General features: G+C 60.7%; 14 protein-coding genes and 1 pseudogene. 7 read left to right on the top strand and 8 right to left on the bottom strand.

Annotation, left to right across the window (positions count from 1 at the left end; translation table 11 throughout):
* Positions 1-25: 25 nt before the first annotated feature.
* Positions 26-685: a helix-turn-helix domain-containing protein gene (locus GJR96_RS07085; RefSeq protein ID WP_151162295.1), complete on the bottom strand. Its 660-nt coding sequence runs from the start codon at positions 683-685 to the stop codon at positions 26-28.
* A 389-nt stretch (positions 686-1,074) separates the two neighbouring features.
* Complete coding sequence (locus GJR96_RS07090) at positions 1,075-2,100, bottom strand: tyrosine-type recombinase/integrase (RefSeq protein ID WP_151162296.1); 1,026 nt, start codon at positions 2,098-2,100, stop codon at positions 1,075-1,077.
* Between the two features lie 563 nt (positions 2,101-2,663).
* Here GJR96_RS07090 and GJR96_RS07095 point away from each other — a divergent pair.
* Positions 2,664-3,218 carry a DUF1643 domain-containing protein gene (locus GJR96_RS07095; RefSeq protein ID WP_151162297.1) on the top strand — a complete coding sequence of 185 codons (555 nt, stop codon included), beginning with the start codon at positions 2,664-2,666 and terminating at the stop codon, positions 3,216-3,218.
* Positions 3,219-3,385: 167 nt separating this feature from the next.
* Entirely contained in the window at positions 3,386-5,539 is a 2,154-nt protein-coding gene (locus tag GJR96_RS07100) for a hypothetical protein (RefSeq protein ID WP_151162298.1), read from the top strand.
* Between the two features lie 46 nt (positions 5,540-5,585).
* On the opposite strand, the gene GJR96_RS07105 is transcribed toward GJR96_RS07100, so the two are convergent.
* Both GJR96_RS07105 and GJR96_RS07110 read right to left on the bottom strand, forming a co-directional pair.
* The gene (locus tag GJR96_RS07105) at positions 5,586-6,014 is read right to left on the bottom strand and encodes an RDD family protein (RefSeq protein ID WP_225317708.1); all 429 of its coding nucleotides are present in this window, start codon (positions 6,012-6,014) and stop codon (positions 5,586-5,588) included.
* Positions 6,015-6,219: 205 nt separating this feature from the next.
* Entirely contained in the window at positions 6,220-6,414 is a 195-nt protein-coding gene (locus GJR96_RS07110; protein ID WP_004041873.1) for a cold-shock protein, read from the bottom strand.
* Between the two features lie 254 nt (positions 6,415-6,668).
* Between GJR96_RS07110 and GJR96_RS07115 the strand changes: the two genes are divergently transcribed.
* The gene (locus tag GJR96_RS07115; protein WP_151162300.1) at positions 6,669-7,289 is read left to right on the top strand and encodes a class I SAM-dependent methyltransferase; all 621 of its coding nucleotides are present in this window, start codon (positions 6,669-6,671) and stop codon (positions 7,287-7,289) included.
* A 35-nt stretch (positions 7,290-7,324) separates the two neighbouring features.
* Here GJR96_RS07115 and GJR96_RS07120 read toward each other — a convergent pair whose 3' ends face one another.
* Both GJR96_RS07120 and GJR96_RS07125 read right to left on the bottom strand, forming a co-directional pair.
* The gene (locus GJR96_RS07120; protein WP_151162301.1) at positions 7,325-7,762 is read right to left on the bottom strand and encodes an SRPBCC domain-containing protein; all 438 of its coding nucleotides are present in this window, start codon (positions 7,760-7,762) and stop codon (positions 7,325-7,327) included.
* Between the two features lie 57 nt (positions 7,763-7,819).
* Positions 7,820-8,038, bottom strand: a pseudogene (locus GJR96_RS07125) (hypothetical protein); the annotation flags it as partial.
* 186 nt (positions 8,039-8,224) lie between these two features.
* On the opposite strand from GJR96_RS07125, the gene GJR96_RS07130 reads away from it, so the two are divergent.
* The 4 genes from GJR96_RS07130 (at position 8,225) to GJR96_RS07145 (ending at position 11,784) form a co-directional block, all read left to right on the top strand.
* Positions 8,225-8,956, top strand: a complete 732-nt coding sequence (locus tag GJR96_RS07130) for a hypothetical protein (protein ID WP_151162302.1) — start codon at positions 8,225-8,227, stop codon at positions 8,954-8,956.
* A gap of 99 nt (positions 8,957-9,055) precedes the next feature.
* A complete protein-coding gene (locus tag GJR96_RS07135) occupies positions 9,056-10,339 on the top strand; it encodes an arylsulfotransferase family protein (protein ID WP_151162303.1) in 1,284 nt (427 codons plus the stop codon).
* Positions 10,340-10,396: 57 nt separating this feature from the next.
* The gene (locus GJR96_RS07140; protein ID WP_151162304.1) at positions 10,397-10,945 is read left to right on the top strand and encodes an NUDIX hydrolase; all 549 of its coding nucleotides are present in this window, start codon (positions 10,397-10,399) and stop codon (positions 10,943-10,945) included.
* 62 nt (positions 10,946-11,007) lie between these two features.
* Positions 11,008-11,784 carry a CPBP family intramembrane glutamic endopeptidase gene (locus tag GJR96_RS07145; protein ID WP_151162305.1) on the top strand — a complete coding sequence of 259 codons (777 nt, stop codon included), beginning with the start codon at positions 11,008-11,010 and terminating at the stop codon, positions 11,782-11,784.
* Positions 11,785-11,818: 34 nt separating this feature from the next.
* Here GJR96_RS07145 and GJR96_RS07150 read toward each other — a convergent pair whose 3' ends face one another.
* Both GJR96_RS07150 and GJR96_RS07155 read right to left on the bottom strand, forming a co-directional pair.
* Positions 11,819-12,751: a hypothetical protein gene (locus tag GJR96_RS07150; protein ID WP_151162306.1), complete on the bottom strand. Its 933-nt coding sequence runs from the start codon at positions 12,749-12,751 to the stop codon at positions 11,819-11,821.
* 78 nt (positions 12,752-12,829) lie between these two features.
* Positions 12,830-13,291 carry a cupin domain-containing protein gene (locus tag GJR96_RS07155; protein WP_151162307.1) on the bottom strand — a complete coding sequence of 154 codons (462 nt, stop codon included), beginning with the start codon at positions 13,289-13,291 and terminating at the stop codon, positions 12,830-12,832.
* Between the last annotated feature and the right edge of the window lie 28 nt (positions 13,292-13,319).

The raw sequence follows: 13,319 nt of genomic DNA on the forward strand, positions 1-13,319 counted from the left end.
TTTTAGTATACAACCTGTTTAAGTATCAGTCTGGTCGGACTGTGATGGTCGAGAGCGTCCTCCCGAGGACGTGCTTGATTCCGCGTCGGAGGCGGGAGGCGACTGCCTGCTGTGAGATACCGAGTTCCTCGCCGAGTTCTGCCATCGTGATCTCCCGCGGAGACTCGAAGTAGCCACGCTCGTAGGCGAGTATCAACGCCTCTTGCTGGGTGTCAGTGAGAGTGTCTTCTGTTCCCGTCTCAACTCGTGTGAGCGCGTTCAACGCCGTCAACGTGACAGGGATGTCCAGTTCTCGACAGCGTCGTTGAAAGTCTGCGATGTCGCTTTGTTGGTCGCCGCGTATCTCGAACGTCCACTGTTGGTTTGTGCCGATGGCCTCGATGAGCGGTACCTCTGTCTCCGCCAATATAGTGAGCACGTCGGCGTACTCCACCGACCACTCGACGCGTAACAGGTACTCGTCTTCAACAGAGTCAACGAGACGAATATCCTTCACGCCCGGGTGCTCGGTGAATGCACCCTCGATGTCGTTGACTTCGGTTCCCCGTACCCAGAAGTAGGGAATCACCACGTCCCGCGCGAGGACAATTCGCTCCAGTTCGACCGAAACGTTCGGCAGTTGGTTGAACACAGTCCCCAAGGGAAATTGGTCTGACGGAACTGTGAACGTCGCCTCGGTAGCCATCGTATGTACCGTCGACGTCCAACTGTAAATGTTTGCCACTGGTCAACTACCATTCTCGTCGTGCCACCGGCCCGGACGCATTATCTCTCGGCCCGAGAATCGGTATCAGGTGCATCTTGTCCCAAACAGTGGAACCACTAATACGGTAATCCGAGGTCGTTACCAGCTCCCTCTGTACGTAACACTGAGGCCGGGAACGTCACGTGACCGATACGCGCGCTGTATCTCGCATGGCAGTTCAAACAGTATCCTGATCTGGCAGGTTTAAAGCTGGTCAGTTCGCACACCTACTTAGCGGCTGTTTCAGCGATGAAGGTGTTGAACTGATGGGATCTCAACAGAGTCGTGGAAGTATACTACGAAGAAGACAGAGGGAGAGACGGTACTGCTTAGAGGTTGTCGAGGTAACTGCGCCGCAGTTCCATTTTTTCGTACTCGGTTCTGGAGTCGTAGTGCTCGTCGATCACGTCCTTGCTAACGTTCATCCTGTCACTCACGACTTCTCCTGGGGTGTCTGTGTTCAGGTAGTGCGTGATCGCCCCTCTACGAATGCTGTGTGGTGCACTAGAGGATGGGCATTTGCTTGCGTACATTCTTCGCATCGCTTCACAGTCGTCTTGTTCTCGGTCGTGAGGGCAACTACCCCCGTTGTAGATGCAGGGTCTTGTGACTCGATAGATGTAGGTGCGGATAATGTTCTTGGTCAACCGCCCTTGCTTGCTGGTGAACAGTGGCCTCCGCCCGTAATCGTCTTCCACGTCGTATCGGTGCTCATCGATGTAATCCCGGATTATGTTGCATGTGCGCGTCGAAAGCGCAACTGCACGTTCGCCTCCATCCCCGTTCTTCAACGTTGTACCCGTCTCGGGACGATGGTTCAGCTCAACGTATTCGGCACGCAAGTGTAGGTCATCGAGATCGACGCTGTGCGCAGCACCCATCCTGCAACCTGTCTCCCACAAGAACCGGAAAAGGGTGTGTTCGACAGAGGCGTAGTGATATTTGTCGTGGTACGCGAGGATGGCGCTGGCTTTGTTTTCGCGTACGATGTCTTTGTCGCGCACGTTGACGCGCTCCAAACTGGGTGATCGGACGCTGTCGGCCACGCCATCGCGCACGCCGTCAATGCTTTCGCAGAACCGGAGGAACACTCTGAGGGTGTCCATTTGAGATTTGAGCGTGACGATGTTCACTTGCTCGCTACGCCATTTTTTGAATCGTTGGATGTCACGCCCGCCGATTTCGTTCAGGTTCTCAACGTCGTTCTTGTCGCACCAGCGTACGAAGTTGTGAAGCCGGTAACCATGGCTCTGAAGCGTTGCTTCGCTAACTTCGTCCTCTCGGTCTTGTTCGTAGAAGGCAATTGCTTCTCTTGGTGCCAGCGGTTCAAGCGGTTGCTCGTTGGGTTTCGTCATGATTTTGCTCTCCTTGTGGGGTCTACGGAGGGCATGACTGCCGGGTGGTCGCTCGCGCGCACCGACTGACCGTTAGCGCGGCATTCTTGTTGGCCCCTCGTTATGTCAGTTTGCGTTTGCTTGATTGCGGGCCAGCCTGCGATGACAGTTTCCTTCGTGGAGTCGGAAGCGCAGCCGTCCGAAGGACGGCGAGAACCGATAGGCCGTAAGCTCAATGACGCGAGGCCGCCAGGCCGAGTGTCATCAAAGAAGTCTGACATACGCGCAGCGTCAGCGAGCATATGTCAGTCTTCGTATCGTTCGAATCTGAGCCGGCCCATATTCTACCCCTTTCAACGCCAACGAGCACCGCGTAGCGTGTGCGAGTCCCCCGAAACGGTTGTCTGGGCGACCGAAGATTCGAATCAGGGAGCGAACGGAGTGAGTGACTGTGGTTCACGCGAGCAACGCGAGCGTGAGCAAGTGAGACGAACGTCTCACAGCGTTCGAATCTGAGCCACATCGGAAATTGACCCTCCACTGAGACCATCTATTTTCACGCTCCCAACCAACGTTTCCCACCAATGCTACTCGACACGTGGGCGTTCGACCCACGAGACGTAGACGGTGTCGTCGTCGAACTGGGCGACATCGACGGCTACACCGAGGCGGGTGCCGTCCTCAGCGAGGACGAAACCTATCGCTATCTCCTCTGGCGAGTGTGGGACCCAGACAAGCCGACGCTGACGTACATCATGTGCAACCCGAGCGTTGGCCGCGGCACGAAAAACGACAGAACGCTCGACAGATGTACCTCGATTGCACAGGAAAACGGATACGGAGGCTTCGTGGCCGGAAACCTGTTCGCTCGTCGCACGCCGCACCACGAGACGTTATCCGAGGACGACGACCCAATCGGCCCCGAAAACGACCGGTTCCTCCAGGCACTCTGTGCCGAAGCAGAGACAGTCGTCGCCGCGTGGGGCGGCATCGGCGAGAAGTTCGGCCGCCCCGAAGCAGTCGTTACGATGCTGGATGTCGAGTTCTACGTCATCCACGAGAATCGGGATGGGACACCACGGCACCCGCTCTACGCGAAGCAGCACGTTGGGTTGACGCGTTGGAACTGCGATAGCTGAATCGGTGTCGACGACATTGGGGGCAGAGATGCCACTCACGTGGCACAAACGTTATGTCTCGGCCTCGGGTGAACCTCGTATGGTATGCCCTCCTCACGTCACGAATCACGCGCGCTGCAGTGCCAACAGGCGGCCGGTCGGTGCGGACGTCGGCCGATGGTGAGTCGATGACGGACCGGTCAGGTGTCACCCGGCGTACCGTCCTCGGTGCTGTCGCAACCGCTGGACTCGGGTCGATTGCCGGGTGTTCCGGCGGCGGTGACGACGACAGTGATGATGCCACGACCACCATCGAAGACGGTTTCGCACGCGAACTCGCGATTCGATTCGCACCGACACTCTACTTCGACGAGTACGAACAGTGGTTCCCGACCGACCCGAGGCGGTACGCGAGCGAGCGAGATGGAGAGACAATCGTCGACGGATTCGACGCCTTCGACGGGTATCACGCACGGAAGAAAGAGACGGGCGACGCGGCCCCCGACCCGACGGTGTTCTACAACGTCGTCCAGTACGAGAACTCGCCGCTCGCCGTGGTGCAGTACTGGTTCTACTCGGCGTTCGACCAGTTCACGACGAACTTCCACTGGCACGACTGGGAGGTGTTCCACGTCTTCGTGGACACGGGCGAGGGAGACGAGCGCGACGTCGAAGACGCCGTGCCACAACTGTTCGTCGCCAGTTCGCACTCTCGGAGGGTTCCGAACAACGAGTTCCTCGACCCGGACCCCGAACGAGTACCGCGCATCCTCTCGGAGTTAGGGTCGCATTCGAGCGCGCTGTCGGTCAACGACAGCCTCGACCGGTTCCAGCGGTTCCCGTCTGACGGAACCTTCGCCGACATCACCAACAGTTCCATCGAACGCATCGAAGACATCGCGGAGATTCCAATCGCCTATGGGCTTCCCCGCGACGAGGGTGCAAGACTCCCGTACGTCGTCCCCGAATTAGACGGCGTCCCACTGTACGACGACGACCGACTCCCGTCTGTCGAACGCACTGACCTCGTCGACGACGCCTTGACCGTCAGGTCGTTCGACACGCTGTCGTCGCCGCCGTCCAACCTCCCGAAGCGAGCCACTGGACTGGTGTTCGACCACGGGGAGAGAGACACGGACGCCGACGTGACGTACGCGCTCGTTCCGGCGAGCGACGTCGAACACATCGCCGACTTCACCGGGCCGCAACTGAGTTTTGAGTTCGCCGTGCCGCAGGTCGCCGAAGACGCCATCGCGAGTCACATCACGACCACGGGCGCGCCGTGGTCGCAACCTCGGTACGAGAACCCGGCAGCGGACATCTCCGAGCCGAACCACCGACTCGCGTTGGCCGAGCGATACGACGTCATCAGTGAACCATCCACCATCAACACGGTCTTCGTCCAAGTCACAGAGGCCGTCACGGCTGACGACGCACCGGACGGCGAAGGGTTGACCACGCAGGAATCGACCGTCGAGTCGGTGGTCCTGCTGGAGAGTGACCCAGAGGCGGTACCGACGTTCGGTGGCATCGGCGTGGTTCAGGACGTTCCTGCGGGTGATCACCGAATCACGGTCAACGGGGCCGGTCTCGCACCGCACAGCGAACAGGTTTCGGTCCCCGAGGGCGGCGACGCAGGAGATGGCCCCGTCGTTGCCGGCGTCGACGGCGAGATTCCGCTCGTCGCACGCGAGTCGGCGACGAAACTGGAAGTCGACGCCGACGGCGCGGACAGCGAACTCAGCGCCCTCGGTGTCGAAGACGACTTCGCCGGTCGGTTGTACGACACCCCGGTGACCGGGCCGGACGCCGTCTACGTCCACCGCGGCGGTGCCTACACGGTGGAAGTCCGCGACACAGAGGACGAAGTGGGGGCATTCCGCGTGAATCCTGCCCCTGCCGCAGAATCCGACTCGGGCGGCGGCGTCCGCATCGGCCGACCCAACACGGGGAAAGCGTCGCTGGCGACGTTCCTCGCGGACATCGCGGAGGAGACGCGGACACAGGTCGAATCGGTGGCCGCCCGGGACGACTCGGGGTCTGACTCCGAGAACGACCAACAAGATGGCGGTGGCGGACGCGCCAACGCAATCCAGGGCCTCGCACAGGCACTCGCTGCAGTCGCCGAGGCTGCCCGCCGGGCCGCCGAACGCGCCGAAGCCGGGAACCGTGGACGCGCCGACGAGAGTCTGGAGACAGTCACGTCTCGAATCGAGACGGTTGCCGAACGATTGGCTGAGGCCCAATCCGCGCTCCCAGATGACCTCGCTCGTGCGACGGACCGACGCCTCTCACAGGCACGAACGCGGTCCGAACAGGCACAGTCTGCAAAAAAACTCTGAGTTCGGATTTTGCGACCCAGCAGAACCGAGCCCACCAGGCTTTGACTCAGGCCGTGTGAACGACGACGGTACTGCCTGCGAGGTCGCCGACGCGCTGGTGGTCGTCCGTCAGGTATGCGACAGCTATTCCGAAGAGGTAGAACGCCGGAAGTGCGTCCACGATTCGGAGAAGATTCCGAACGATAGAACTCCCCCACGAGAGATTCGACCCGTCTGTCCCGACGACGACGATACCACGGAGTCTCTTTCCGAGCGTCTGACCATAGTACCCCTCGAGAACTGTCTGGTAGCCGAGCAGGACGAACGGTGCCCCGAATTGGACCGCGAGGAGCGAACTCCCGAGGCCACCGTATTCACCGCCGACGAACAGCGTGCCAGCGAGAAACCCGACGACTGCCATCGAGAGTGCCACGAGAAGGCCGTCTATCAGTACCGCTTCGAATCGTCGTCCGAGAACGCTCGCTCGTTCGTTCATGTTTGGTGTCGGATATCTAATCATATCAAGCGAAAATAATTATAACCATACAATAAATAACTCTATCGGGACAGGACACTGGGCGACGCCTCTCCACGTTCTCTCGTCGTTCAGATTCGCGCCAACACGGCGTACCCACTCTTCAATCGGTTACACTAAAATGAAAAGTGTCGTTCTGCCGCGAAACGCGGCGTACTAAAGTAATTTAAAGGCGCGTGAGGTTCGTCGCGCGAGGGCCCTTGGGGGCCTGCTCGATGTCGAACTCCACATCCGTGCCTTCTTCGAGGTCCGGGCCGCCGATGTCTTCCATGTGGAAGAACACGTCGTCGTCAGCATCGTCCGTCGAAATGAAACCGTAGCCGCCAGTGTCGTTGAAGAAATCAACGTTTCCTTTCGCCATTGCTTTTGGACAAATGCCCCCTTCACGGTTAAGGCTTGTGAGGGTTGTTGTGTCATGGGCGGATTTTTGTTGACATCTAATTTTGAATCTGGAAGATTGGTAGACGAACGTATCTACAACAGCAATTATGCTCGCACTCTCCGCCTAGTTCGACACCGATTCGGTTGGATTCTTTGGTATCACAACTTCTGCAGACTGAATCACGCCCGTCGGATGCAACGAGGCTTTACCCGTCCACCGTCCGTTTCGTACCTGTGGATGCAAACGACGTTCGTCGCGCGTGGGAAGACCGGTCGGGAGAGTTTTCGCCAGAATACTACGCGTACTATGGCCCGAACGACACGAGCGAGTCGATTCGCCGTGTGTTCGAACAGTATCTCACTCGGGAGGCGACGATTCTGGAACTCGGGTGTGGACCGGGGCGTCACCTCTCACATCTCCACGACCACGGATTCGAACACCTCCACGGTGTCGATATCAACGCCGAGTCGTTCGAGGTGATGGCCGAGGCGTACCCCGCCCTCGCCGCCGATGGAACGTTCTACGACGCCGCCATCGAGAACGTCGTCGGCGAGTTCGACGACGGGCAGTTCGACGCAACCTTCTCTATCGAGACGCTCCAGCACATCCACCCCGACGACGAGTGGGTCTTCGAAGAACTCGCCCGCAGCACGAGTGACCTCCTCGTCACCGTCGAGAACGAAGGTGACGAGAGCGTTCCGCCGAACGACAGGGGCGTGAACGACGACGAGTACGACTTCCCGCTCTACTACCGCGACTGGAAGCGAGTCTTCACACAGTTCGGGTTCGTCCAGTGTGAAGTCGAACGAAGCGAACGCGACACCCTTCGCGTGTTTCGTCGCGTCGAAGAATAACGGTACACTTCACGGGGTGGTCGCGAGAACGCACCTCAGGCAATCGAAGGCGCACGTTCGACCCGTGTTTTGAGTGCTCGATTCATGGCCTCGTAATCTCGTTCCGGTTCGTCAGTCGTGGCGAATCGAGCGAAGACCCCAGAGAGTTCCTCGCGGTTCACGAGTCGCGTCCGTTCCTCGCCGAGCGGTTCGAGTTCGAGTGTGTGTCGGCCTTCGAAGAGTCGTGGCGAGAGTAGTTTCCCAACCCATTCGAGTCGACGCTCGGGTTCGAGTGCAGTGATGGTGACCGTCATCGAGCGGTCTTTACCCCCTTCGCGGCGCACGACGATGTCCACTGCTTCTCCGACCCGGAGGTCACCGCTCGCGTGTGGGACGTGTGGATTCCACGCTGGGTACGACGAGAAATCCGTGAGGACGTCCCAGACTGCCGATGGCGAGGCGTCGATTTCGACGGCGGTTCGGATGGTTCGCATAGAGGATATAGCCGCCGGTCGGACAAAAACGAGACGTGAAGTCGGGTCTCAGCGACCTCAGAACCCGCCGAATCGGAGGTACACTATGTCGGCGATGAGGACCAGTTGGAACAGTCCTTGGACGCCACCGAGTGTCGCGTTCTGTCGTCCGATAGCGGAGATGACACTCGGGTTCGGGTCGTCAGAAATCATCTCGAAGTACGTGCGAATCTCACCCGGCATCAAGAACCCGAACCCCTGTACGGAGAGGAGTGTGACGATTGCGAGTGCGACGACTGAGACGGCGACGACACCGCCAGCGAACGCGGGGTTCACCCGATTCGCCATCCCCCAAATCGTCCCACGAATTGTCACTGTTTGTGAACTCATGTATTCGAGACATGCACCACTGGTAGCAAACGTATCAGACACAGCGAATCTATGACGGACGCGCTTATCACCCCGCACGCAGTCTCTCTCACAATGACTGACGCCCTCTCGTTCGACGTCACGAGCGTCGACGACGTTGCCGCCAACCGCGACGAAGTGGTCTCGGCGGTCCAGTCCCACGCGGGGACTATCGCGCGCGAACTCGCCATCTTACAGGGCGGCGACTACGGCCAAGAGACGTTCAAGACGCGCCGGGGGAAGTGGACGCTCAAGTACGAAGCGGGTGCCTTGCAGTACCTCCGGTTCAAGGGCAAGTCGGGTGGCGAGACGTACGTCGTCTCGACCAAACAACCGCCGGAACCCAAACCGCTCGCGACGGCGATGCAGGACTATCCCGCGTTCGTCGAGGCGTACAACGACTACGTCGAGGGACTCGACGGCGTCCTCGACGACGTTCCGACCGAATTCCCCGAGGTCACGACGACGGCGTCCATCGTCGCCGACCGGGACCGACTCGTCGAGACCATCCGAGAGGTGGCGAACACGATTGCCGGTGAACTGAACCGATTCGACGGCGAGTACGGAACGTTCACCCAACGGGTCGGCGGGACGCGATGGGAACTGAAGTGGGACGGGCCACAGGTGTCGTACCTTCGGGTCGGTGGCGAAGGCGGTGTCTACCTGCTCTCGCAGTACGAACCGCCGTCGGCACCCGACGTGCGCGAACTCGCCGGCGGGTTCGTGGAATTCGTCGAGGCGTACAACGAGTACGTCGACGAGTTAGAAGTGGACCTGCAACAGGTCTCGCTCGACGACAGAAATTGAATCTCACCCACATGTTTATGAATAATCAATTCTTGTGAAAGTAGCAGACGACGGCTGATCTCCGAATGTTTTTCCTCCGCGTGTGACCATCAATAGGTAATGGACAACAGGTCGAGAGGACGGATTGGTGTGCTCTTCGTTCTCTTCGGAGTCGGTATCGTGGTGGCGACGTTCGTCGTCGGCGCGACGCTCGCCCCCGACATCGGCGTGTCGGCCACCAGCGCCGCCGACGAGGGGCCAACGATGGAGACGCTCGTCGGGTCACAAGGCGGGGGGACGGGACTTCACAAGTACGGGAACGTCTACCTCGTCTCCAACGACTCCGTCTCGTGGCGACTCTCCGACGCGGACAGTTACTTCGACGTGACACAACTGGACGATGGACGCGTCCTCGCGGCGTTCGCAGACGGTGGGTACACCGACTGTGGACCGTACAAATCGCCGTGTACGCGAACGGGCTATCGCATCATCGACCCGGACGCACCGGACGGCCCGGCGACCGTCGAGGAGTGGAGTTTCCCCGTGCGAACCATGACGAACAGCGAGGTCCACGACGTGGAACTGCTCGACTCGGGTGAAGTCCTCGTCGCCGACATGGAACACGAGCGCATCCTCACGGTTCGAGACGGCGAGGTGACGTGGCAGTGGAACGCGTCGTCGTACTACGATGCGCCCGCCGACCCCACGACGGTCGATTGGCTGCACATCAACGATGTGGACGCCATCGGCGAGGACCGCTATCTCGTCTCGGTCCGCAACGCAAACCAACTGCTGGTCATCGAGCGCGGTGCGGGCGTCGTCGAGGTCATCAACGAAGACGACGACGGCGACGGGAAAGGCGACGCTGACCTCCTCTTACGCCAGCACAACCCGCAGTGGTTGGCAGAGGGCGCTGTCCTCGTCGCCGACAGCGAGAATGGCCGTATCGTCGAACTCCATCAGTCCGAGTCCGGCGAGTGGGAAGTCGTCTGGGAAGTCGACTCCGCGGAGGGCGTCGAGTTCTGGTGGCCGCGAGACGCCGACCGACTGCCGAACGGGAACACGCTCATCACAGACTCGGGGAACCAGCGCATCCTCGAAGTAAACCGGACTGGAAGCGTCGTCTGGAGTCTGAAGACTGACTACATCCCCTACGAGGCAGAACGCCTCCCGGTCGGAGAGACGGTCGGCGGCCCACTGCACGACTCGACGCCGATGCTCGCCGACGGCCGGGGTGAAGTTCCCGTCCTCTCGCCACTTCTCGTCGGCCTCCGGGCGAGTTATCCACTGCCGTATTGGCTCGCCGAGAGCCACCTCGTGAGTATCGCCTTCGGCCTCGGAACCGCCGTCTTCGGCGTCGGCATCGTCGTCCGAGACACGTTCGGTCGGTTCTTCCGCTGGTGAGTCACGGCCCTCACCACGACCGCGACGTTTTTTGAGTCACCGACGCCACGTCCGTCCATGACTGACGACGACCTCGCGTGGGAGACCACCGGCACGCGAATCGACTACTCGTGTCCCGGATTCGACATCCGAATGGACGACGTGCGCCTCCCCGACGGGACGGAGACGGACTTTCACTACGTAGACGAACCGCCGGCCGTGGTCGTTCTCCCGTTCACTCCGGACGGCGACGTCGTCGTCATCGACGAGTGGCGACAGGCGGTCGGTCGAACGAACCGTGGCTTGCCTGCCGGCGGAACCGAAGACGGCGACGACGACTACGTCACCGCTGCCCACCGAGAACTCGGAGAAGAGACGGGGTACGAAGCCGAGACGATGGAGAAACTCGTGACGGTCGAACCGGCGAACGGTATCGCCAACTCGGTCCACCATTACTTCGTGGCCCGTGGGTGCGAACCGAGCGCCGACCAGAATCTCGATTTCAACGAGAGCATCCGGCCGACGACAGTCGAGTACGACGAGTTGCGGCAGGCGGTCCTCGCGGGCGACGTCCGCGACGCTCGCACGGTTCTCGGAGTCCTCTACTACGAACTCGCCGGTCAGTAAGGGGACAACTCCATGGGCGGAGGCGAGAAGGGTTTTGGCACCGGCGTTCCTACGTCTCCCTTGTGGCTACTACGACGCGACTCTTCGACTCGGCTCGGTCCCTCGTCGCTGCCCTCGTCCTCGGCGGTGGTGGTCTCCTCGCGGGGACCATCCTCGTCGTCGTCACGCAGGTGGCGGCGGTCAGCGTCGGGTTCGAACTGACCCCGCTCTCACTCATCGTCATCTCACTCATCCTCCTGCAGGGAATCGCCTTCGGTGGCGTCGCCCTCGGATACGTGACCTTCCGCGGCCTCGGGCGCGACTACTTCGGCGTCTCCATCCCGTCGCTCCGTGACCTCGCCGCAGTCGTCCTCGGGTACGTGACGGCGCTCGGTGCGGCGTTCGTCGGCGCACTCCTCGTCTCGACGATTGGCGTCGAAGCCGGGTCGAATCAGGTGACTGAAATCGCCGCACAGGACCCCGAAGTGCTCTTGCTTCTCGTCCCGGCGTCGTTCCTCCTCATCGGTCCCGGCGAGGAACTGCTGTTCCGCGGCGTCGTCCAGAATCGTATCCGCGAGTCGTTCGGCCCCGTCCCGGGAATCGCCCTCGCGAGCGCTATCTTCGCCGCCATCCACTTCGTCGCTCTCACCGGTGGCGCAGGCGCTCGACTCGTCACGATTAGCATCCTGTTCTTCCCGAGTCTCGTCTTCGGGACGGCCTACGAACTCACCGACAACCTCGTCGTCCCTGCGCTCATCCACGGCGCGTACAACGCGACGCTCTTCACCATCGCCTACATCGCGTTCAAGTTCGCGGAGATGAACCCCGACGCGATGCCGTCTGGACTGCTGTTCTTCTGAACGGACGCTACGGCCGTCTGTGGCCTTGTTTTTGTCACTGCTGGACTTCGAATCGTTCGACTTCCGTCCCGTCAGCAGAGAGGTGGACCAACTCGAACGACGTCGGGCGCTCACCGTCGAACGACAGGCCGACGGTGTATCCGAGAACGGCCGTCTCTCCGTCGTCACACGTCGTCTCGGGTGGCCGCTGGAACTCACGGACTGCGACCCGAACGACTGCCGTCGTCCCGTCTCGTGTTAGCCGCGCGCCACGGAATTCGGCGACGTAGTTCGGATTCGGCGTCGGAAGCGTTCCGCGGACGCCGACGTCACAGCAGGCGGTGGTGACCACACTCGGTTCTTCGCGTTCGCAGATGCGATAGTACGTGACCAACTTGCCCGCCGAGATTGCCGTCCCGAGTTTCGGGTCGCTCTCTGGGAGTGGGGGAAACGGGTCTCTCGATACGAGGGTCGAATCCCATGAACTCGGTGACACTGTCCCCTGTGGCAGGGACCCGTCGCTGTACGTGAGCCCAGACGCGTGTTCGAGGGCACCGGTACGAATCTGTTCGTACCACAACCCGAGGTAGTACGGGAATTCGTCGACGTCGAAGTCGCGTCGAACCGTCGTGCTCCCTCGCTGGTATCCACCACACGACATCTCGCGTCGGTCCTCGTCGGAGACGTCTGCCCACGTCACGTCACCGATTCTCACCAGTCCGACTCTCGTCCCATTCTGGGCGTACAGCGCGATGCCGGCGTTCGTAATATCCGGTCCGTCACCGCTGACGTAACTGAAGTCCACGTCGAGTGCGCAGGTCCCGGACCATCGGTTTCCGTCTGCGTCGGAGGCGATATCGCCGAGGCGGACAGCGTATCCGAGACCCGTCCACGTCTCTCCGACGCAGGGTTCCGGCGTCGTGATGCACCCCGACAGCGAGAGTGCTGCCGACCCGGTGAGTCCCGCGAGAACGTCTCGCCGTTTCATACACTCCCACAAATCTCAACAATCTAAACAGTACCGACGGGGCTCCGTCGTCGTCCTCCGACGATTACACCATATCGACTACTCGTCAGCGTCGTGGTCGAAGAACGCCGAAACCTCCCGTTCGTCGTCACTTCCCGGTGGTGCGCCGACGAAGACACCGACTTTGCCGATGTCGGGGTGGACCGTCACGTCCGGGTCGCGCATCGTGGAGATGGCGAGGTATCGTAGCGTCTCTTCGGAGTCGTTGACGATTGTGTGCGCACCGGATTCGTCAGCAGGGCACGGAACGTAGTCGCCCCCGCAGACCGTGTACGTCTCTCCACCGAGGCGGAGCGTCCCGGTTCCAGAGAGGATGTACAACGCCTCTTCGTTCGCCGCGTGGTAGTGATACGACCACGGCTGGGCATCCGGTGGGAGTTCGTAGAGACTACAGCCGAGGTTGTCGCTCCCTGCGGCCGCACCCAACTGTTTCTGTCTGAACCTGCCTTCGACTCCCTCGTGTTCGGCCCAGTCGAAGTCGGACTCGTTGACGGGTTGCATCTATCACGCGTTGTGGTTTCTGGATATG

It is taken from the genome of Haloferax litoreum (assembly GCF_009674605.1).
Classification (GTDB): domain Archaea; phylum Halobacteriota; class Halobacteria; order Halobacteriales; family Haloferacaceae; genus Haloferax; species Haloferax litoreum.